Annotated in this window: 20 protein-coding genes; 15 read left to right on the top strand and 5 right to left on the bottom strand. The window is 61.3% G+C overall.

The genetic code is table 11. The annotated features are described in order from the left end of the window. Positions 1-137 precede the first annotated feature (137 nt). The 3 genes from HBO19_RS17030 (at position 138) to HBO19_RS17020 (ending at position 2,277) form a co-directional block, all read left to right on the top strand. A complete protein-coding gene (locus tag HBO19_RS17030; protein ID WP_169956161.1) occupies positions 138-1,631 on the top strand; it encodes a helix-turn-helix transcriptional regulator in 1,494 nt (497 codons plus the stop codon). 134 nt (positions 1,632-1,765) lie between these two features. Continuing rightward, positions 1,766-2,017: a CsbD family protein gene (locus HBO19_RS17025; RefSeq protein WP_029296551.1), complete on the top strand. Its 252-nt coding sequence runs from the start codon at positions 1,766-1,768 to the stop codon at positions 2,015-2,017. Positions 2,018-2,028: 11 nt separating this feature from the next. After that, on the top strand, positions 2,029-2,277 hold the full coding sequence (locus tag HBO19_RS17020) for a DUF1652 domain-containing protein (protein ID WP_029296553.1): 249 nt from the start codon (positions 2,029-2,031) through the stop codon (positions 2,275-2,277). Between the two features lie 129 nt (positions 2,278-2,406). On the opposite strand, the gene HBO19_RS17015 is transcribed toward HBO19_RS17020, so the two are convergent. Further along, positions 2,407-3,612 carry an MFS transporter gene (locus HBO19_RS17015; protein ID WP_170057918.1) on the bottom strand — a complete coding sequence of 402 codons (1,206 nt, stop codon included), beginning with the start codon at positions 3,610-3,612 and terminating at the stop codon, positions 2,407-2,409. A 175-nt stretch (positions 3,613-3,787) separates the two neighbouring features. Next, the gene (locus tag HBO19_RS17010; protein ID WP_070995670.1) at positions 3,788-4,093 is read right to left on the bottom strand and encodes an RcnB family protein; all 306 of its coding nucleotides are present in this window, start codon (positions 4,091-4,093) and stop codon (positions 3,788-3,790) included. 206 nt (positions 4,094-4,299) lie between these two features. On the opposite strand from HBO19_RS17010, the gene HBO19_RS17005 reads away from it, so the two are divergent. From HBO19_RS17005 to HBO19_RS16990, 4 genes are all read left to right on the top strand, one after another. Further along, positions 4,300-4,857, top strand: coding sequence for an XRE family transcriptional regulator (locus HBO19_RS17005; protein WP_038441866.1), 558 nt, complete (start codon positions 4,300-4,302; stop codon positions 4,855-4,857). A 22-nt stretch (positions 4,858-4,879) separates the two neighbouring features. Next, on the top strand, positions 4,880-6,226 hold the full coding sequence (locus HBO19_RS17000) for a glutamine synthetase family protein (protein ID WP_169956165.1): 1,347 nt from the start codon (positions 4,880-4,882) through the stop codon (positions 6,224-6,226). Positions 6,227-6,350: 124 nt separating this feature from the next. Beyond that, positions 6,351-7,448, top strand: coding sequence for a DNA alkylation repair protein (locus tag HBO19_RS16995; protein ID WP_170057917.1), 1,098 nt, complete (start codon positions 6,351-6,353; stop codon positions 7,446-7,448). Between the two features lie 151 nt (positions 7,449-7,599). Next, positions 7,600-9,459 (top strand): DUF3857 domain-containing transglutaminase family protein, encoded by a 1,860-nt coding sequence (locus HBO19_RS16990; protein WP_170057916.1) that lies wholly within the window; start codon positions 7,600-7,602, stop codon positions 9,457-9,459. Between the two features lie 146 nt (positions 9,460-9,605). On the opposite strand, the gene HBO19_RS16985 is transcribed toward HBO19_RS16990, so the two are convergent. Next, entirely contained in the window at positions 9,606-10,493 is an 888-nt protein-coding gene (locus tag HBO19_RS16985) for a LysR family transcriptional regulator (RefSeq protein ID WP_169956169.1), read from the bottom strand. Between the two features lie 130 nt (positions 10,494-10,623). Between HBO19_RS16985 and HBO19_RS16980 the strand changes: the two genes are divergently transcribed. The 4 genes from HBO19_RS16980 to HBO19_RS16965 all read left to right on the top strand — a co-directional run bounded on the left by HBO19_RS16980 (position 10,624) and on the right by HBO19_RS16965 (position 16,734). Continuing rightward, entirely contained in the window at positions 10,624-12,270 is a 1,647-nt protein-coding gene (locus HBO19_RS16980; protein WP_170057915.1) for a GMC family oxidoreductase N-terminal domain-containing protein, read from the top strand. Positions 12,271-12,364: 94 nt separating this feature from the next. Continuing rightward, on the top strand, positions 12,365-13,990 hold the full coding sequence (locus tag HBO19_RS16975) for an MFS transporter (protein WP_170043170.1): 1,626 nt from the start codon (positions 12,365-12,367) through the stop codon (positions 13,988-13,990). A 229-nt stretch (positions 13,991-14,219) separates the two neighbouring features. Beyond that, the gene (locus HBO19_RS16970; RefSeq protein ID WP_170057914.1) at positions 14,220-16,169 is read left to right on the top strand and encodes a DNA topoisomerase III; all 1,950 of its coding nucleotides are present in this window, start codon (positions 14,220-14,222) and stop codon (positions 16,167-16,169) included. 124 nt (positions 16,170-16,293) lie between these two features. Further along, entirely contained in the window at positions 16,294-16,734 is a 441-nt protein-coding gene (locus tag HBO19_RS16965; RefSeq protein ID WP_169956176.1) for a CBS domain-containing protein, read from the top strand. Positions 16,735-16,871: 137 nt separating this feature from the next. Here the strand turns inward: HBO19_RS16965 and HBO19_RS16960 are convergent, their stop codons facing one another. Then, positions 16,872-17,033, bottom strand: a complete 162-nt coding sequence (locus HBO19_RS16960) for a hypothetical protein (protein ID WP_169956119.1) — start codon at positions 17,031-17,033, stop codon at positions 16,872-16,874. A 332-nt stretch (positions 17,034-17,365) separates the two neighbouring features. Between HBO19_RS16960 and HBO19_RS16955 the strand changes: the two genes are divergently transcribed. Continuing rightward, a complete protein-coding gene (locus HBO19_RS16955; protein WP_029296579.1) occupies positions 17,366-17,695 on the top strand; it encodes a hypothetical protein in 330 nt (109 codons plus the stop codon). Between the two features lie 120 nt (positions 17,696-17,815). Here HBO19_RS16955 and HBO19_RS16950 read toward each other — a convergent pair whose 3' ends face one another. Continuing rightward, positions 17,816-18,718 (bottom strand): LysR family transcriptional regulator, encoded by a 903-nt coding sequence (locus tag HBO19_RS16950; RefSeq protein ID WP_170057913.1) that lies wholly within the window; start codon positions 18,716-18,718, stop codon positions 17,816-17,818. A gap of 132 nt (positions 18,719-18,850) precedes the next feature. On the opposite strand from HBO19_RS16950, the gene HBO19_RS16945 reads away from it, so the two are divergent. Genes HBO19_RS16945 through HBO19_RS16935 form a run of 3 tightly spaced genes read left to right on the top strand, consistent with a single transcriptional unit; the run spans position 18,851 to position 21,436 of the window. Beyond that, on the top strand, positions 18,851-19,549 hold the full coding sequence (locus HBO19_RS16945) for a CoA transferase subunit A (RefSeq protein ID WP_010211319.1): 699 nt from the start codon (positions 18,851-18,853) through the stop codon (positions 19,547-19,549). Positions 19,550-19,583: 34 nt separating this feature from the next. Beyond that, positions 19,584-20,243, top strand: coding sequence for a CoA transferase subunit B (locus HBO19_RS16940; RefSeq protein ID WP_027603173.1), 660 nt, complete (start codon positions 19,584-19,586; stop codon positions 20,241-20,243). A gap of 11 nt (positions 20,244-20,254) precedes the next feature. Continuing rightward, a complete protein-coding gene (locus tag HBO19_RS16935) occupies positions 20,255-21,436 on the top strand; it encodes an acetyl-CoA C-acetyltransferase (protein ID WP_170057912.1) in 1,182 nt (393 codons plus the stop codon). Positions 21,437-21,575 lie beyond the last annotated feature (139 nt).

The raw sequence follows: 21,575 nt of genomic DNA, 5'->3' as shown, positions 1-21,575 counted from the left end.
CAAGGCCAGTTGTCGTACTCCACACACACCAACTGTAGGAGCCGGCTTGCCGGCGAAGACGGCCGTAAGGCGTGCGATGAAGCTCTGGGCCTCATCGCCGGCAAGCCGGCTCCTACGCGGATTTTTTTGGAGAAACCATGAGCCAGGCCGTCCTCGCCCAAGAAACCAATCGCCGCCAATTGCAGCAGATCATTTCCGGCCTGTCCGATGGGGTGATTCTCGCCGAGATCGACCAGAGCATTCTGTGGGCCAACGAAGCCGCGCTGGCCATGCATGGCCTGGATGACATCGCCGGGCTGGGGGCCAACACCGCCGAATACGCCGAGCGCTTTGCCCTGCGCTACCGCAACAATCACCCGCTGCCCCTGGAGGCCTATCCCCTGAGCCGGGTGGCCAACGGCGAAGAGTTCAGCGATGTGGTGGTCGAAGTCACGCCCGCCGCCGACACCGACCGTACCTGGGTCCATCGTCTGCGCAGCCTGGCGCTCACCGACAGCGCCGGCAAGCCGGAATTGCTGGTGCTGATCTTGAGCGATGCCACCGAATGGGCCAGCGCCGAGCAGCGCTTTGAAAAGACCTTCAACGCCAACCCGGCGCCGGCAGTGATCTGCCGCCTGAGTGACTTGCGCTATATCAAGGTCAACCAGGGCTTCCTCGAAATGACCGGCTACAACCGCGACCAGGTCATCGGCCGTTCGGTGTACGAACTGGACGTGCTGGAACAGGCCGAGCGCAAGGAGCTGGCAATCCAGCGCCTGGGCGAAGGTGCGACCATCCCGCAGATGCAAGCCGAGCTGAAGCTGCCCGAAGGCGGCAGCAAACTGGTGATTGTCGCCGGCCAGCCGCTGGATATGAACGATGAGGAATGCATGCTGTTTTCCTTCACTGACCTTGAGCCCCGGCGCAAGGCCGAAACCGCCCTGCGCCAGAGCGAGGAGCGGTTTGCCAAGTCGTTCCGCCTGACGCCGGTGCCAACCCTGGTGTGCGACGCGGGCAATCAGCAGGTGGTGGACGTCAACGATGCGTTCATGACCATCACCGGCTACACCAGCGAAGAGTTGATCGGCAAATCCATCAGCGATATCAACTTTATCGATAGCAGCGAGGCCTGCACGCAGTTGTTCGCCACCCTGGAAAAGGCCGGCAGCCTCGAAGGCCAGGACCTGAAGATCCGCAAAAAAGGCAATGAGGTGATTGACTGCGTGGTGTCGGCCGACACCGTAACCATCCAGGACACCGCCTGTTACCTGCTGGTGATGATGAACATCACCGAGCGCAAACGCTCGGAGCTGGAGTTGGTGTCGGCCATCGAGGAAGTGATGAAGGACGCCTCCTGGTTCAGCCAGACGCTGATCGAAAAACTGGCCAACGCCAAGAGCGTCAACAGCCCCAACCAGCCGAACATCGCCTTCACCGACCTGACCGCCCGTGAGCGGGATGTACTGGGGTTGATCTGTGAAGGCCTGGCCGACAAGGAAATCGCCTCGCGCCTGAAGCTGGCGCCCAATACCGTGCGCAATCATGTGGCAACGGTGTACTCCAAGCTCAACGTACACAGCCGCAGCGCCGCGATTGTATGGGCGCGGGAACGAGGGCTGTTTGCCGGCGAGCGACGGGTAAAAAAACCATGAAGCAAGTGCAAATGCACTAGCCCTACCAGTGCAAATTCGCCTTATTGCGAGGGGATGGGCTGCTTAACCTTGAAGGGTAGCCACAGGGTTTGACGCTCTGTGCCATGGCGATTGTTGCCCTTGAAGGAGACATCATGAAAAGTGAACAAATCAAAGGCCGCGTGGAAAAGGCCGTCGGCAAGGCCCAGGACTTTCTTGGCGACATGACCGATGACGAACAACTCCAGGCCCAGGGCGTAGCGCGCCAGGCGGCCGGCCAACTGCAACAGACCTATGGCGATGTGCTGGACAATGTCGGTGACTTTGCCCAACGCAAGCCGCTGGCCACCGTGGCAATCGTCGCGGGCGTGGGTCTGGTCCTGGGCCTGTTGCTGCGTCGTCGTTAATGGGGGCCGGCATGTTTACCTTGTCCCAACTGCGTAATTGCATCGAAGAAGCCTTGTTGCCACTGACTTGCGAGTTCACCCTGTGCCGCGATTCGTCACTGACGTTGAAGGTGTTTGATGCCGAGAGTGGGCGCGTGGACCTGGTGGTCACCGGGATCAGCGTGAACAAGCTCAAGACCCCGCAGGACGTCGCGACGATGGTCGAAGAATTGCGCTACGAATTGCACAGCAACACCGTGGGCGGTGCCATCTCCATCTGACCCCGCCCCCTTGTAGGCACTATCCCCTGTGGGAGCGGGCTTGCCCGCGATGGCGGCGGCTCAGTCAAAGATGCATTTACTGACAGGCCGCAATCGCGGGCAAGCCCGCTCCCACAGGGACGCAGACGTTTACACCGGTGGTGGGATGTCAGGGCGCGGCTTCAACGACGCCCCGATAAAGTAGAACAGCCCTCCGGCCACGATAAACCCCGCCAGCATGTAGAACATGTAGTGCGCCGGCAGGCTGGCCAGCACCAACCCGCACAACACCGGCCCCAGCGCGGCGCCGAGGTTCGAGAGGTTTTGCGCGCCGTAGTACATGCCCCGCAGGTGGTCCGGGGCGATGCGGTCGATAAACATGTACTCGGCGGGGAATACGATGATTTCCCCCACGGTAAAGATCGCCATCGACACCACCCACCACCACACGCTGGTGGACAGCGCAAAGCCGATCACCCCCACCATGAACATCGCCAGCCCCAGGAGCAGCCAGCGGCTCAGGTGACGGTGGCTGATCTGCCGGCCAATCACGTATTGCAGGGCGATCACCAGCAGGGCGTTGGTGGTCAGGATGGCGCTGATTACGGTGTAGGTGTATTCGGCGTCCGAGGTGGTCACCAGGTATTGCGACAGGTAGGCCGTGAACTGCCCGAACACCACGGCGCTGAGCAGGCCACCGAGGGTGAAGCACACCAGGCGATGATCGCGCAGCAACACCCGGCCCACCGCGATGAAGGGCACCGGCTTTTGCGCGGCGTCGACCGTGGCCAGGCTGCGGTCGCCCCAACGCCAGTACAGCAGGAAGAAACCCAGCCCCAGCAGCACCGACAAGACAAATGGCAGGCTCATGTCGACCTTGGCCACCATCGCCCCTAAAAACGGCCCTACCGCGTAGCCGATATTGGTCAGGGTGTACTTGATGGAAAACACTTCGCTGCGCGCGTCGACGGGCAACAGGCTGGCAAAACCGGCCTTGACCGCGACGTCGATCACCGCATACGCCAGGTTGATCAGGATCAGGCAGCTATAGAACAGCCACAGCTCGCGTGCCAGCAGCGTGCCGACAAACCCGAGGACGAACAACAGGCTCAGGCCCAGCAACAGCCGGTAGCTGTTGACCCGGTCCACAAGGAACCCGCCATACACACTCAGCAGGGATCCGACGATCAGCGAACTGCCGATCACCAGGCCCACCTGGCTGATGCCCAGGGCAAAGTGGCTGGACAGGTAGATCACCATGTAGGGAAAGGTGATCGCCTTGGCCAGGGTCAGCACCAGCGTGGCCGACAGCAGCAGGTTCACACTGCGGGGGTAGTTTTTTATTGTGTTCAGCATCCTGCTCTCGTTTCCTGAAAAGGAGTCGTTGCACACGCCATGACGGGCGCGAAGCGCAGCTACCTTAACTCAGGATGAGCGGCAAAAAAGACTGTTTTTATGCATTCGTGCATGCAATTTTTAAATGCGCAGCGCAAAGGGGGAAGAAGGGCGCGGGCCCCTTCCCCCAACCCGGTTACTTGGCAGGGGTGATATCGAGAATGGTGCCATTGGTGATTTTCACCAGCACATAACGGTCATTGACCCGCGCCCACTGGCTGTCGTCATGGGGCGCTTTGAGCCCGCGCTTTTTCCAGTCTGCAAGGGCCGATTCCTTGCGCACCAGGATATCCGGCGCACGGTCTCCCACTTTCAAGTCTCGGGTATTGATGTTTGAAGGCTCCACGGTTTTCTGCGGATTGTCCTCGGCCTGCACGGTAAGGCTGGTGGCGGACAGGCTGGCGGCAACCAGCAGGCTGGCAATCAGGGACGTTGCTTTCATGGGCATTCCTTCAATAAATGATGTGTACCCAGGTTCCGACAGCAGGGCTGGGCAATCATTCACCGGCAATCCAGGCACCGATTGCCTGCCGGAAAATCCCGCGGTGGATGGCAAGCCGGCTCCTACACTGGACCGCCTATTGCGCTGGTGAAATTAATCCTGTAATTTTTCATGAAATTTTTAGATAAGAATTTCACGAAATCCCCATGGACAAACAAGAAGAACTGGACGCCCTGGCGATCCTGATTCACGACCTGCGCAAGTACAAAAAGCTCACCCTGGCCCAACTGGCACAGAAGATCGAGCGTTCCGTGGGGTTCCTGTCCCAGGTCGAGCGGGGGTTATCGCGCCCCACCGTAGCGGACCTGACTGCCATCAGCCATGCCCTCGATGTGCCCACTACTTATTTCTACAGCCTGTCCAAGCCCAAGGCGGTGGACTGGGTCACGCGCCCCAACGAGCGGCGCACGGTGTATTACGCCAATGGCATCACCGATATCCTCGTCTCGCCGAGCATGCAAGGGGCGTTTTCGATCCTCGACAGCCTGCTCGAACCCGGCGCCAACAGTGGCGAACAGACCATGAGCGACCGCGCCGAACAGGCCGGTTACGTACTTGAAGGCCACCTGACGCTGTGGGTCGAGGGCGAAGCCGATGCGGTCACCCTCGGCCCCGGCGACAGCTTTCACCTGGCCAGTTTCGCCCACTGCCGCTATGGCAACCTGACCGACCTGCCGGCCCGCGTGCTGTGGGTCTATAACTGAGGCACACCAAGGAGCGTCACCCGTGAAAAGCCATTCCTCCACGTTACTGGCCGAAGTGCGGACCTTTCGCCAGAACCATCCGGATGTACGTTACGTCGACCTGATTTGCCTGGACATCCCAGGGCGGTTCTACGGCAAGCGCTACCCGGTTGAAATGTTGGAAAAAGTCGCCGCCGGCAGCCCCCTGAAGCTGCCACAGAACGCGGTACTGCTGGGCGCCCAGGGCGGTTTGTTCAAGATCGGCGACTATTGCTTCCACGACGGCGATCCCGACGCCAACCGCCGCCTGGTGCCCGGCACGCTCAAGCCGGTGAGCTGGGAAGCGCAGCCCCTGGGGCAGATGCTGATCACCTCCGACGGCACCGAGGCACCCATTGAGTTCGAGCCCCGCGAAGTCCTGGCCAAAGTCCTGGAGCGCCTGCACGGCAAGGGCATTCACCCGGTGGTGGCGTTCGAGCTGGAGTTCTACCTGTTCGACCGGAAACTGGCCGACGGCCTGCCGCAATTTGCCCGCGACCCGTTGAGCGACGACCCCGATGACCAACCGACCCTGCACATCGAGCGGCTGTCGCGTTTCGCCCCGGTACTCGATGACATGGTGCAGACCGCCCAGGCCCAAGGGATCGACATTACGGTGATCACCGCCGAGTTGGGCCCCGGCCAGTTTGAAATCAACTTCGGCCACCTCGACGACGGCCTCCGCGCCGCGGACTGGGCCGCGCTGTTCTGCCGCAGCACCCGTGGCGTGGCGCTCAAGCATGGCTATCGCGCCAGTTTCATGGCCAAGCCCTACCTGCAACATCCCGGCAGTGGCATGCATGTGCATGTCAGCCTGTACGACGCCGCCGGCAACAACCTGCTGGCGGCGCACCAGCAGCAACCCTTGCGCCATGCGATAGCGGGTTGCCTGGCACTGCTGCCGCACTGCATGCCGATTTTCTCGCCCAACCACAACGCCTTCCGCCGCCTGGGCGGTACGGTCAATGCCGCCACCAAAGCCTGCTGGGGTTATGAAGACCGCGATGCCTGCGTGCGCATTCCCGAGTCCGACCCGCGCAACCTGCGGATCGAACATCGGCTGGCCAGTGCCGACGCCAATCCATACCTGGTGCTGGCGGCAATCCTGGTCGGGCTTGAACATGGCCTGGAGGCGGCGCGCGAACCTATCGCACCGCTGAACGAGGACCGCGACAGCGGCCACGACTTCCCCCTGGAAATGCTCGAGGCCGTGCGCGCCATGCAACAGCAACCTGCGCTGCGCGAGGGCTTGGGCGCGGAGTTTGTCGACGTCTACTGCGAAAACAAACGCCAGGATCACCTGGCTTTCCAGCAGGAGATCAATGCGCGGGAATATCGCTGGTATCTGTAAATACCGAGCACCCTGCCCACCCTTGTGGGAACAGCTTGCCTGCTCCCACATTTTGAGCTTCGCGGCCTTGAGCAAGGTGTTACCTTGAAAAAGCCCGACGAACGCCCTCTCCTGCGGACTCCCCATGACCAAGCAAAGCACCCCTGCCCTCAAGGAAATCTTCAACCTCGAACGCCTGCAGCACATCGCCGATGAGATGAGCGCGGTGTACCCGTCATTCGATGCCAAGGGATTTCTTAAGCACGCCAGGCGCGACCTGGACGGGTTGTCGGTGATGCAGCGCATGGCCCGCGTCAGTGAAAGCCTGCACGCGGTGATGCCACTGGACTACCCACAAACCCTCGAACATTTGTATGCCCTGGCCCCGCGCCTGAACAGCGGTTTTGTCAGCCTGTTCCTCGGGCACTATGTGGCCAGCTATGGCCTGGATGACTTCCAGCGCTCGATGGCGGCACTCAAGTACTTCACCACCTTTGGCTCTGCCGAATTTGCCGTGCGGGCTTTTCTGCTCAAGGACTTCGAGCGCACTCTGGCGGTGATGCAGCAGTGGTCGCTGGATGACAATGAACACGTACGCCGCCTCGCCAGCGAGGGCTCGCGGCCGAGGTTGCCGTGGTCGTTTCGCCTGGCCCAGGTGCAGGCCGACCCGCGCCTGTGCGCATCGATCCTGGAGAACCTCAAGGCCGACAGCAGCCTGTATGTGCGCAAATCCGTGGCCAACCACCTCAACGACATCACTAAAGATCATCCCGACTGGGTGCTGCAGGTGATCGAGAGCTGGTCCCTGGACAACCCCCACACCGCCTGGATCGCCCGCCACGCCCTGCGCAGCCTGATCAAGCAAGGCAACACCCGCGCGCTGACGATCATCGGCGCAGGCGCGCGGGCCGAGGTGAAGATCCACCAGTTCAAGGTCGAGCCGGCGGTGATTCGCCTGGGTGAGCGGATCAATCTGTCGTTCACCCTCGAATCCCTGGCCAGTGCCCCACAAAAACTGGTGGTGGACTACGCCATCGACTACGTAAAAAGCGCCGGCCATAGCGCCGCCAAAGTGTTCAAGCTCAAGGCGTTTACCCTCGGCGCGGGTGAACGGCATACCGTGCTGCGTGGCCAACACATCCGCGACATGACTACGCGCAAGCACTACCCCGGCCAGCACACCGTGCATGTACTGGTGAACGGCGAACGCTTGGGCAGCACCGGCTTTGAGCTGATCGACTGACCCTTCCTACTCATCCGAAGGCTCTATCTCGGGCCTTTCGGCGATATTTATTGTCCTACAATGCTAGCCTTTGGTGTTGCGATCCATTATCATCTGCTGCCTTCTCGGTACCCGCCAGGGTATCTGTGTCAACGTTCCACCTGAGGCGCCCATGCACCGTTTCTCGTTTTACCGCCCTTTGATATGCGCCAGTCTGGGGCTTGTTTCGCACACCGCCCATGCCGCGTTGCAACCCATGGCCGAAGCTGCACTTGCCAACGAATCCGAGCTGCACTGCCACTTCAACCGTGACGCCAGCACCGATTGCACCACCACCTATCACTACACCATTCTCCAGCCCAGTGGCCGGGAGATATTGTCGCGAATCGACTTCAACTACGCCGAAGGCGATGGTTTTGAAGTGCTGCACGCCGAGTCCACCCAGCCCGGCGGCAAGCCCCAGGCGCTGGACGAGGCGCAGATCGATACGCGCACCGCGCCCAACCCCGACCAGGGGTTTTCCCGCCTCAAGCAAACGTCCCTGGCCTTCCCCAACCTGCGGGTCGGCACACAGATCCGCTACACCGTGCGCGAACATCACCCGGCCAAGCCGCTGATGACCGAATTCCACTACGCCCTGCAGTTTGGCCCCAGCAACGCCCGCCGCGATCGGCTCAAGGCGCGCTTCACCGCCGAACGGCCCATCGAGTGGCGCGCCGAGTCGATGGATGGCTTCACCATCACCCCTTCGGTCAATCGCAAGACCCTGGACATCGAGCAAAAAGCGCCGAGCTATCTCAACTACATCAACGAATCGGGCCACGCCTATATGCGGGTGATCCCCCGGATCGAAGTGGGCAGCAGCCTCGATGTACAAAAGCACTTTGGCGGCTTTGCCCAGCGCTACAACCAGATCCTCGCGGCCAACCTGCCGGCCGCAAGTGCCGCTGCCGTGGCGGCGGTGAAGGGCCTGGCCCCGGCCCGACAAGTGGCCGGGCTGATGCAGCACATCAACGATCACTACCGTTACCTGGGTGACTGGCGCGCCACGGATCGCGGCTATGTGCCGTTTAACCTGGCAGAGATCGAACAGCACGGTTACGGCGACTGCAAGGACCTGGCGATTCTCCTGACCGCCATGCTCAAGGCCAGCGGGATCAAGGCCGAGACCGCCTGGGTCAGCCGTGGGGATGTGGTGGATTCACTGCTGGTGCCGGGCACTGGCGCGCCCAACCATGCGATCGTGCGCGCCGAAGTGGCCGGCCAGGTGTGGTGGCTGGACCCGACCAACCCGGTGTTCGCCCCGGGCCAGACCATGCCCGACATCCAGGATCGCTGGGTGCTGGTCAACGATGCACAGGGCCAGGTACGCGAGGAACACATCCCCCTGGCGCGCCCTGACACCAGCATCCGCCTGGACAAGCAGGTGCATTACGACAAGCAGGGCAACGGCACGACCCGCGCCAGCGTCACCTTCAGCCGCCTGACGCTGATGCAATTGAGCATGGCTGACCGCGAACAGGGCGCCACCGCCACCGACCAGAATATCTGCGACAACTTTGGCCGCGAGATCAGCGATTGCCAGGTCACCCGCCAACCCACCGGGTTCGTGCAGCCCGATAGCTACACGGTCAAGGCCAGCATGACCGACCTGCGCGCCCTGGAAAAACTCGACGAAGGCTACGTCTACACCGACCAGTCGCTCAAGGAGAAGTGGGACGGCCTGCTCAACTACCGCCGCAACGGGCAACGGGGCGACCTGTACCTGGGCAATCCGGACACCGTCGACTACACCTTTACCTTGACCGGCGGGAAGATGGACAAGCCGGTTCAGGGCTGCAAGATCAGCTCGCCCTGGTATGACCTGGAACTCGATGGCGAACCGCTCAAGGATGGGTTGCGCTACCACTACCGGCTGACCCAGAAAGTGCGCTGGTTGAGCCATGATGAAATCGTCAGTGCGCCGTTTGAAAAGATGATCAACGATGCCCGTGCGTGTGGTGAACAGGTGCACCAGACGGTGAAACTCTAAGCCTGTGTGGGAGCTGTCTCGCCCTGCGAGGCTGCGATGACGGCGGTACTGCCAGCATTGATGTTGACTGACCTGCCGCCATCGCAGCCTCCCAGGGGCCCGACAGCTCCCACATTTGATCTCTGTAAAGCCCCCCTTGCCCTTCGCTACTCGCCCAACAGCAGCCCCTGCTCCTTGGCGCACAACTCCACCACGTAATCCCACAACACCCGCAACCGTACCGACTTGTGCAGTTCGCGCCGGGAGCTGATCCAGTAGCTGCGCTGGATGCCCTCCTCCGGCAACAGCGGCACCAGGTCCGGGTCGCCGGCGGCCATAAAGCATGGCAACACCGCAATCCCCAGCCCTGAGCGCGCCGCCTGGTGCTGGGCGATCACGCTGGTGCTGTGGAATACCACCCTGGGGTTGCGGCAAAAGCTGCTGAGGAATTTCAATTCCTGGCTGAACAACAGGTCGTCGACATAATCGATCCAGGCATGGGCGGCCAGGTCTTCGCGTTTCTCGATGGCTGGCGTGCGCGCCAGGTAGCTGCGGCTGGCGTAGAGGGCCAGGCGGTAGTCGGTGAGTTTGCGCGTGACCAGTTGATCGACGCTGGGCCGCTCCAGGTGGATGCTGATCTCGGCCTCACGGTTGAGGATGCTGACAAAGCGCGGCACCGCCACCAGTTCCACTTCCAGCCCCGGATAACGCTCGAACAGGCCACCCATGCGGCTGGCGAGAAACATCACGCCCAAGCCTTCGGCCACCCCCAGGCGAATCTTGCCCAGGGGCGCGGCGGAATGGGTCAGTTCTTCTTCGGCCAGCAGCGCCACGTTCTCCATGGCTTCGGCATGCTTGAGCAGCGCTTCGCCCGACGGCGTCAGTTCATAACCCTGGGCGTGCTGCACAAACAGCGCGGTGCCGAGGCTTTTCTCGATGGCCTCGATGTGCCGGGCCACGGTCGCATGCGTGGTTTTCAGGCGCTGGGCGGCGGTGAGCAGGCGCCCGCTGCGCTGCAACTCAAGAAAATACCGCAGGTCATTCCAGTCGAACATGTCACCCCCCCTCTCGGCCATGAGCGCAGCGCTGTTTAAAAACGCACAGCAGCTGGGTAAAAACTAACATTTTTAAGACGAAAACTAACAACTAGGATGGAGCCAATAAGAAAAACAAGCGAGACCCCAGATGACTATTGCACCTGCGCAATACGATTACGTGGTGGTAGGCGCCGGCCCTGCGGGCTGCCTGCTGGCCAACCGACTGTCCGCCAACCCTGCCCATCGCGTGTTGCTGCTTGAAGCGGGCGGGCGCGACAACTATCCCTGGATCCATATCCCCGTCGGCTACCTGTTCTGCATCGGCAACCCGCGCACCGACTGGTGCTTCAAGACCGAAGCCCAGCCTGGCCTGCAAGGCCGTGCGCTGAGCTATCCGCGGGGCAAGGTGTTGGGCGGTTGCTCGTCGATCAACGGCATGATCTACATGCGCGGCCAGGCCAATGACTACGACGGTTGGGCCGCCGAAGGCAATCCCGGCTGGGCCTGGGACGATGTATTGCCGCTGTTCAAACAAAGCGAAAACCATTTTGCCGGTGCCTCGCCGCTGCATGGCGACAGTGGCGAATGGCGCGTGGAACAACAGCGCCTGCACTGGCCGATCCTCGACGCCTTCCGCGAAGCCGCCAAGCAGAGCGGCATCGCCAGCATCGACGACTTCAACCAGGGCGATAACGAGGGGTGTGGCTACTTCCAGGTCAACCAGAAAGGCGGCGTGCGCTGGAATGCGGCCAAGGCGTTTCTCAAGCCCATCCGCCAGCGCGCCAACCTCACGGTGCTCACTGGCGTGGAAGTCGACCGCGTACTCCTGGAAAACGGCCGCGCCAATGCAGTGGCGGGCCGCCAGCAAGGGCAAGCGGTGACGTGGCAAGCGCGCAAGGAAATCATCCTGTGCGCCGGTGCCGTGGGTTCGCCCGGCATCCTGCAGCGCTCCGGGATCGGCCCTTCGAGCCTCCTCAAGCCCTTGGGCATCGAGGTACGGCACGAACTGCCAGGGGTCGGCGGCAACCTGCAAGATCACCTGCAACTGCGCCTGATCTACAAGCTGGAAAACGCCCGCACCCTGAACCAGATCGCCGGCTCCGTGTGGGGCAAGATGGGCATGGGCCTGCAATACCTGTATGACCGCAGCGGCCCGCTGTCCATGGCCCCCAGCCAACTCGGCGCCTTCGCCCGCTCGGGGCCGGAACAGACTTCGGCCAACCTCGAATACCACGTGCAGCCGCTGTCGCTGGAGCGCTTTGGCGAACCGCTGCACGCGTTCCCGGCGTTTACCGCGTCGGTCTGCGACTTGCGCCCACAGAGTCGCGGACGCATTGATATCCGCTCGGCCGATCCGACGGCGCCGCCCCTGATCCAGCCCAACTACCTGAGCCATCCCGAAGACTTGCGCGTGGCCGCCGCAGCCATCCGCCTGACCCGGCGCATTGTCGGCGCCCAGGCCCTGCGCCCCTTCAACCCGGTGGAATACCTGCCCGGTGAGGCGTTGCAGAGCGACGAACAATTGCAGGAAGCCGCAGCCCGGATCGGCACCACGATCTTTCACCCGGTCGGCACCTGCCGCATGGGCCAGGATAAGGACGCGGTGGTCGATGCCCAATTGCGCGTGCACGGCGTGCCGGGCCTGCGCATCGCCGATGCCTCGATCATGCCGCGTATCACCTCCGGCAACACCTGCTCACCCACGTTGATGATCGCGGAAAAAGCCGCGCAACTGATCCTGTCCCCGCCAACAAGGAACCTCACCCCCGAAAGAGAACAGACAACACCGGCATGACCTGTAGAAGCCGGCAAGCCTACAGGGCAAGAGCGGCGCTGAAGTTGGCGCCGACAGTGGAACAACAATAAATAATCACTGTGAGGGCTACCCCATGTCAGAACGTGCTCAACCCCTGGACGCCACTCCTGGCGCCACTGTCTCCAGCAAGGAGTCGCAAAAGGTCATCTTCGCCTCGTCCCTGGGGACGGTGTTCGAGTGGTATGACTTTTTCCTCTATGGCGCCCTCGCGGCGGTGATCAGTAAGCAATTCTTTGCCGGGGTCAACGACACCACGGCCTTTATCTTCGCCTTGATGGCCTTTGCCGCCGGTTTTGTGGTGCGGCCGTTCGGCGCGCTGGTATTCGGCCGCCTGGGGGACATGATCGGGCGCAAGTACACCTTCCTCGCCACCATCATCCTGATGGGCGTGGCGACTTTCTGCGTAGGCCTGTTGCCCACCTACGCCAGCATCGGCATCGCTGCGCCGATCATCCTCGTCGTGCTGCGCATGCTCCAGGGCCTGGCCCTGGGCGGTGAATACGGTGGCGCCGCGACCTATGTCGCCGAGCACGCCCCGGCCGGCAAACGCGGCTTCCACACCAGTTGGATTCAATCCACCGCGACCCTCGGCCTGCTGCTGTCGTTGCTGGTGGTGCTGGCCTGCCGTTACTTCACAGGCGATCAATTTGAAGTCTGGGGCTGGCGCCTGCCGTTCCTGCTGTCCATCGTGCTGCTGGGGATTTCCACCTGGATCCGCATGAGCCTGCACGAATCGCCCGCGTTCCTGAAAATGAAAGAGGAAGGCAAGGCCAGCAAGGCGCCGATCCGCGAGTCGTTCGGCAACTGGGAAAACCTCAAGGTGGTGTTGATTGCACTGTTCAGCATCAACGCCGGCCAGGCCGTGACCTTCTACGCCGCGCAGTTCTACGTGCTGTTCTTCCTGACCCAGTTCCTGAAGATGGACCCGGCCCTGGCCAATATGCTGCTGATCATCAGCGTGGTGATTGGCGCGCCGTTCTTTATTTTCTTCGGCTGGCTCTCGGACAAATGGGGGCGCAAGCCAGTACTGATGGTCGGCCTGCTGCTGGCCACCGCCCTGTACTTCCCGATCTTCAAGGGCCTGGCCCACTACACCAACCCGGCCATGGACCAGGCCAGCCGCCAGGCCCCGATCACCGTACTGGCGGACCCGGCCACCTGCACCTTCCAGTTCGACCCGGTGGGCAAGGCGCGCTTTGACAGCCCATGCGACAAGGTCAAGACCTTCCTGGTCAAACAGGGCCTGCCCTACAGCAGCGAAGCCGCACCTGCCGGCAGCGCGGTGCAAGTGAGCATCGGCGATGTGCGCATCGACGGCTACGACGAAGACGCCCTGCGCGGCGCCGTGACCCTGGCTGGCTACCCGAAATCGGCGGACGTGGCCCAGGTCAACAAAACCATGGTGGTGGTGCTGATCGTCGCCCTGATCCTGATCGCCGCGATGTGCTACGGCCCGCTGGCCGCGCTGATGGTGGAACTGTTCCCGACGCGCATCCGCTACACGTCCATGTCGCTGCCCTACCACATCGGTAACGGCTGGTTTGGCGGGTTCCTGCCAACCGTGTCGTTTGCCCTGGTGGTGTACACCGGCGATATTTTCTACGGGCTGTGGTACCCGGTGGTGATTACCGGGGTGAGCCTGATCGTCGGGCTGCTGTGCCTGAAGGAAACCAAGAATGTGGATCTGGATAAAAACTAATATCCCGCAAAGCCTGTAGATCCCTTGTGGGAGCGGGCTTGCTCGCGATGGCGGTAGGTCAGTCAATGAATACAGTGACTGGCACACCGTCATCGCGGGCAAGCCCGCTCCCACATTGGTTTGCCGGCGCCCACACAAATTGCTGTATATCCATACAGATAAAGGTTGCTCAATTCCCTTCTTTTGCCCATCCTGCTCTCCATTCAACTGTGTAACGAATGGGCTGAGCATGCGGCTGTTCCTCTGTGAAAAACCCTCCCAGGCCAAGGATATCGCGGCCGTGCTCGGCGCCCGGCGCCGGGGCGACGGTTGCTGGCTGGGAACCGACGTCACCGTCACCTGGTGCATCGGCCACCTGCTGGAAACCGCCCCGCCCGATGCCTACGACGCCAAGTACAAGCGCTGGGTGCTGGCCGACCTGCCCATCGTCCCGGAAAAATGGAAGATGACGGTCAAGCCCAAGACCGCCAACCAGTACAAGGCCGTCAAGCGCCTGCTCGGGGAAGCCCGGGAATTGGTGATTGCCACCGATGCCGATCGCGAGGGCGAGATGATCGCCCGGGAGCTAGTGGAGCATTGCCGCTATCGCGGGCCGATCCAGCGCCTGTGGCTGTCGGCTCTGGATGATGCCTCGATCCGCAAGGCCCTGGCCTCGTTGAAGCCTGGCGCAGACACCTTCAGCCTATACCATTCGGCCCTGGGCCGCTCCCGTGCCGACTGGCTGATCGGCATGAACATGAGTCGCCTGTTTACCCTGCTCGGCCGCCAGTCCGGCTATCAGGGCGTATTGCCAGTGGGCCGGGTGCAAACCCCGACCCTGCGCCTGGTGGTGGACCGCGACCGCAGCATTGCCGACTTCGTCCCGGTGGCTTACTGGGCAATCGACGTCGAACTACTGGACCAGCAGATGCGCTTTATCGCGCAATGGCGCGCCGCCGACGATCTCTGTGACGATCAGGGCCGCTGCCTCAACCCGGAGCGGGCACAGCAGGCGGCAACGGCGATGAGCAACGCAGCCAGCGCGCGCCTGGTGAAGCTGCGCACCGAACGCATGCGCGAAGTGGCACCGCTGCCCTTTGACCTGGGCACACTGCAGGAGATCTGCTCGAAGAAACTCGGCCTCGGCGCCCAGGAAACCCTGGATATCGCCCAGTCTCTCTACGAAACCCACAAGGTCATCACCTACCCACGCAGCGACTGCGGCTACCTGCCCGTGAGCCAGCATGGCGACGCGGCGACAATTCTCGCGGCACTGGGCCGCGCCGACCCGGCGGTAAATGCGCTGATGCCACACCTCGATGCGCAACGCCGCTCCCGTGCCTGGAACGACGCCAAGGTCAGCGCCCACCACGGCATCATCCCCACCGGCGCCGGCAAGGACCTCGCGCAACTGACCGGCAAGCACCGCGCCGTCTACACCTTGGTCCGCGCCCGTTACCTGGCGCAGTTTCTGCCCAACCACGAATACGACCGCACCCAGGCGGATTTCGACTGTGCCGGTGAAGCCCTGCGCGCGGTAGGCAAAGTGGTGGTGGAGCCGGGCTGGAAGCGCGCCTTGCCCGAAGCCCTGGCGCCCAGCAAGGGCCGCGAGGCGCCGGCGCCACAGCCTTTGCCAGCGTTGGTGCAGGGCCAGGATTATGCAGTGGCGAAGGTCAACCTCAAGGACCTGTGGACCCAACCGCCCAAGCCTTTCACCGAAGGCGACCTGATCAAGGCGATGAAGAACGTCGCCAAACTGGTGGAGGACCCGTTGCTCAAGCAAAAGCTCAAGGACACCACCGGCATCGGCACCGAGGCGACGCGGGCCGGAATCATCCAGGGCCTGCTGGACCGTGGTTACCTGGTGAAAAACGGCAAGGCACTGTCTGCCACACCGGCGGCCTTCAGCCTTATCGACGCGGTGCCCAGGGCGATTGCCGACCCCGGCACCACGGCGATTTGGGAGCAGGCCCTGGACATGGTGCAAAGCGGTGAGATGAGCCTGGAAGAGTTTGTCGCCAAGCAGGCGGCCTGGATGAGCAAGCAAGTGGCCCGCTGCAATGGTATGCAAATGACCATCAGCGGCCCGGCCAGCCCGGCAGGCCGTGGCGCCGCCCCCTGGAAAAACAAACGCAAGCCGGCCAAACGCAAGGCCGGCGCCAGCCCGAAACGGGCGGCAAAACCGGCAAACAAGGGCTGAAATACCGAAAAAAGTCGGGTAATGACGCTTTTCAAGCGGATATACGCCGCTTTAGGTCTTGCTCTGGCGCCAGCGGTCTAGGATTCTGTAGGAACTGCCTAATAACAAAACCGGGGTGGCCACCATGAAGACCGTCGCACAGTTGCTCAAGTCCAAGGACCAGAAGAATCAGGAAGTCCATACCATCCAGTGGAACCACACCGTGTTTGAGGCGCTGGTGGTGATGGCAGCGAAGAACGTCGGCGCTTTGCCGGTGGTCAAGGACGACAAGGTCGTTGGCATCATCAGTGAGCGCGACTACGCGCGTAAACTGATTCTCCATGGACTGTCCTCGACGAGCACACAGGTCCACCAGGTGATGAGTTCACCGGCAATCACCGTGGACACCCACAAAAGCGTCGAAGACTGCATGGGTATCATGACTGACGGCCACCTGCGCCACCTGCCCGTGGTGGAAGGCGGAGAACTGCTGGGCCTGCTGTCCATTGGCGACCTGGTCAAGGAAGCCATCGCTGAACAGGCTGCCCTTATCCAGCAATTGGAACAGTACATCCGCGGCGAATAGCATTTACCAAAACACCTCGAAGCCAATGTGAACACAGGCTTATGTGGGAGCGGGCTTGCTCGCGATAGCGGTGGATCAGTCAAAAAAATTACTGACTAATCCACCGCTATCGCGAGCAAGCCCGCTCCCACATTAGATCACTGGAAGGGTCCAGCATCGCCATGCTTACCCCGACTCCCCGGCACAAAAAATGACGCCCAAGTCACCTTTTCCCAGACCGCCCTCTCTTCTGCAAAAAATATGTAGTGATCAAAAATAATCACTACATAACCGTTGACGTAACCATTTTGACCTTGCATGATTCAAGCGTCTCCCGGATCGGGAGCGTTGGTAACACGCGTTTTGAACAAGCTCGTCTGACCGCCGAGCTGTTTTTCCGGATGTGCACTGCCCACAAGGCAGATTGATGAAGCTGACCGGCCCGAAAGGATCGGTACAAGAAGCTCAAATGCTGCTTGTCTTCGTTATGAAACCATTGCGTAGCAGTTCATCAGAAACACTACATGCATCAGGTTCAAGACCCTGCCCGTATTTGGCAGACCGTTTCTGACGCCCGGTTTTCGCAACCGGAGACAACTAACGTGGATTAACGAATCAACTGAAGATCGCCAACTGGTCAAGGGGCTTACACATGAATCTGAACAACCAACCAACTATCGATGAATTGGCTGAGATGTTCGCAGCGCAGAAAGACACACTCGACGACCATATCCTGTGGATTGGTAAATCGGGCGAAGTGCAAATTGACTGCCTGGCGCCCCATACCGAAGAAGCCGAGTTCGACCGCAATAACCGTGAACTGGCGGCGCGCCTGAAGATGTACCGCCGCGGCCAGGGTTATGTCGGTAAAAAGGCCGCTGCCGATCGCAACTTTATTGAGCAGGTCTTCGATACACTTAACAATGCCTGGGAGTCGTTCAAGGACAACTCGCAAGTTAAAGTGATTGACCGCTACTACTAAGAATAACTAGACCTTTGTGGGAGCTGGTTTGCCTGGGATAACCGTTTAACGATCAACAGAGTTGTTGAATGTTAGATAGCTATCGCTGGCAAGCCAGCTCCCACATTTGTTTGTGTTGACTTAAATCCCCGGGAATCGCCCCTTCTGCGCTTCGCCCCTGAAGATATCAAACAGTGCCTGCGCCGCCGCCGACAGCTCATGTCCTGGTTTGGTCAGCACCCCAATCGGCCGCTCGATCACGGGATCACCCAAGGTGATGCAACGGGCACCTGCCTCTTCCATCTGCTGCGCGCACAATGCTGGCACGGCGCTGACGCCCAGGCCGCTGGCGACCATCTTGCCCACCGTCGCCAATTGATGGCTTTCCAATGCCACCGGCAGCTTCATCTGCAAGGCACCCAGGTGCTCTTCCAACATCACCCTTACCGTCGAAGGCCGCTGCAAGGTAATGAAGGGTTGTGCCAGCAGGGTTTTCCAATCGATCTCGGTCATGTGTGCCAGCGTTGAGTCACCGGGCACTACCGCGACAAAGCGATCCAGGTACAGCGGGGTAAAGGCCAACGACGATCCCGATGAGGGTTCAAATGCCACACCCAACTCGACCTGGCGATCGCGGACCATTTCCAGGACCTGTTCGTTGATCAGGTCGTGCACCGTGACATTGACCTGGGGAAACCGCGCGCGAAAGATCTTCAGGATCGGCGGCAGCAGGTTGCCGGCAAACGACGGCATCGCCGCCACCGTCACTCGCCCGCGCTGCAGGGTGAAGCGCTGGCGTAGTTCATCCTCGGCATTGTCCCAGTCGGCAATCAAGCGCCGGGCCAGGGGCAGCAGGGATTCGCCTTCCGGGGTCAGCGCGACGTTGCGCGTATTACGGCTGAACAGCCGCCCGCCCAGGCCTTCCTCCAGGCCTTTGATAGTCAGGCTCAGGGCCGACTGGGACAAATGCAGGCGCTCACAGGCGGCGGCAAAACTTAAGGTCTGGGCCACGGCAAGGAAGGCCCGCATCTGTTTAACTGTCATGACGCTGCTCCAATGGCCGGATAATTGTGCTGTTTTTTAAATCAATCAACCTTAAAAAACAACTTAACAAATCAATCCCCCGGCGCAACACTCGGTTCACTGGCTGGACCACAAACAATAAAAGAGGTGCATATGGCAGGTTTCGATAAACGCGTGGCGTCCTATGAAGAAGCGCTGGCAGGCCTGGAAGACGGCATGACCGTACTCTCCGGTGGCTTTGGCCTGTGCGGCATCCCGGAAAACCTCATCGCCGAAATCAAGCGCAAAGGCACCCGCGACCTCACGGTAGTTTCCAACAACTGCGGCGTCGACGGCTTCGGCCTGGGTGTATTGCTCGAAGAAAAACAGATCAGCAAGGTCATCGCCTCCTACGTCGGTGAAAACGCCCTGTTCGAGAAGCAACTGCTCAGCGGTGAAATCGAAGTGGTGCTCACGCCCCAAGGCACCCTCGCGGAAAAAATGCGCGCAGGCGGCGCCGGCATTCCAGCGTTCTTTACCGCCACAGGTGTTGGCACGCCCGTCGCCGAAGGCAAGGAAACCCGTGAATTCAACGGGCGCCCATACCTGATGGAAGAATCCATCACCGGCGACTTCGCCATCGTCAAAGGTTGGAAAGCCGACCATTTCGGCAACGTGATCTACCGCCACACCGCCCAGAACTTCAACCCGCTGGCCGCCACCGCCGGCAAGATCACGGTGGTCGAAGTCGAGGAAATCGTCGAACCGGGCGAGCTGGACCCGGCGCAGATCCACACCCCTGGCATCTACGTCGACCGGATTATCTGCGGCACCTTCGAGAAGCGCATCGAACAGCGCACTGTCCGCAAATAATCTGCCTCCAGCCCGAACAATAAGGACTCATAAAATGGCTCTTACCCGCGAACAAATGGCTCAACGCGTCGCCCGCGAAATGCAGGACGGCTTCTACGTCAACCTCGGCATCGGCATCCCGACCCTGGTGGCCAACTACATTCCCGAAGGCATGGAAGTGATGCTGCAATCGGAAAACGGCCTGCTGGGCATGGGACCGTTTCCTACCGAAGACACCATCGATGCCGACATGATCAACGCCGGCAAGCAGACCGTCACCGCACGCATCGGCGCGTCGATCTTCTCCTCGGCCGAATCCTTCGCGATGATTCGCGGCGGCCACGTTGACCTCACGGTGCTCGGCGCCTTTGAAGTGGACGTGCACGGCAACATAGCCTCGTGGATGATCCCCGGCAAACTGGTCAAGGGCATGGGCGGCGCCATGGACCTGGTGGCCGGTGCAGAAAACATCATTGTGATCATGACCCACGCCTCCAAGGACGGTGAGTCCAAGTTGCTCAGCCAGTGCAGCCTGCCGCTGACCGGTGCCAACTGTATCAAGCGCGTGCTGACGGACTTGGCCTACCTGGAAATCGAAAATGGCGCTTTCGTCCTCAAGGAACGCGCACCTGGCGTCAGCGTGGAAGAGATTGTGAGCAAGACCGCCGGTAAACTGATCGTCCCGGACCACGTTCCAGAAATGCACTTCCAGTGAGGACAGATTCCATGCAAGACGTCGTGATTGTTGCTGCCACCCGCACCGCCGTGGGCAGCTTTCAAGGGGCCCTGGCCGGCATCCCGGCACCGGAACTGGGCGCCGCCGTGATCCGCCGCCTGCTGGAGCAGACCGGCCTGGACCCTGCGCAAGTGGACGAAGTGATCCTCGGCCAAGTGCTGACCGCAGGCTCCGGCCAGAACCCGGCGCGCCAGGCGTCGATCCTCGCCGGGCTGCCCCACGCGGTGCCGAGCCTGACCTTGAACAAGGTCTGCGGCTCGGGCCTCAAGGCCTTGCACCTGGGCGCTCAGGCCATCCGTTGCGGTGATGCCGAAGTGATCATCGCCGGCGGCATGGAAAACATGAGCCTGGCCCCTTACGTGCTGCCCGCCGCGCGCACCGGCCTGCGCATGGGGCACGCGAAGATGGTCGACAGCATGATCACCGACGGCCTGTGGGATGCGTTCAACGACTATCACATGGGCATCACCGCCGAGAACCTGGTGGACAAGTACGGCATCAGCCGTGAAGCTCAGGATGCCTTCGCCGCCGACTCCCAGCAAAAAGCGGCCGCGGCGATTGAAGCCGGGCGCTTTGCCGATGAAATCACGCCGATCCTGATTCCCCAGCGCAAGGGCGACCCGATTGCCTTTAGCGTGGACGAACAACCCCGCGCCGGTACCACCGCCGAGTCCCTGGGCAAGCTCAAGCCCGCCTTCAAGAAAGACGGCAGCGTCACCGCCGGTAACGCGTCGAGCCTCAATGACGGCGCCGCCGCCGTGCTGCTAATGAGTGCCGATAAAGCCAAGGCCCTCGGCCTGCCAGTGCTGGCGCGTATCGCCAGCTACGCCAACGCGGGCGTCGACCCGGCGATCATGGGCATTGGCCCGGTGTCTGCAACCCGTCGCTGCCTGGACAAGGCCGGCTGGCAGTTGGCCGACCTGGACCTGATCGAAGCCAACGAAGCTTTCGCCGCGCAAGCGCTGGCAGTGGGCAAGGAACTGGAGTGGGACGCGGCCAAGGTCAACGTCAACGGCGGCGCGATTGCCATCGGCCATCCGATTGGCGCATCAGGCTGTCGGGTGCTGGTGACCCTGCTGCATGAAATGATCAAGCGCGATGCCAAGAAAGGCCTCGCGACCTTGTGCATCGGCGGCGGCCAGGGCGTGGCACTGGCCCTTGAGCGCGACTGATTCAACGAGCAACACGAAAAAGGCCTGGCTCCACGAAAAGCCGGGCCTTTTTTTGCCTATTTTGATTGGCGAACACCGTCCAATGTAGGAGCTGGCTTGCCTGCGATAGCGGTGTAACAGTCAATGCTGCCGGTGACTG

It is taken from the genome of Pseudomonas sp. WS 5021 (genome assembly GCF_012985535.1).
Classification (GTDB): Bacteria; Pseudomonadota; Gammaproteobacteria; order Pseudomonadales; family Pseudomonadaceae; genus Aquipseudomonas.
Note: the sequence above shows the minus strand (reverse complement) of the source record. Positions and strands in the feature narration are given on the sequence as shown.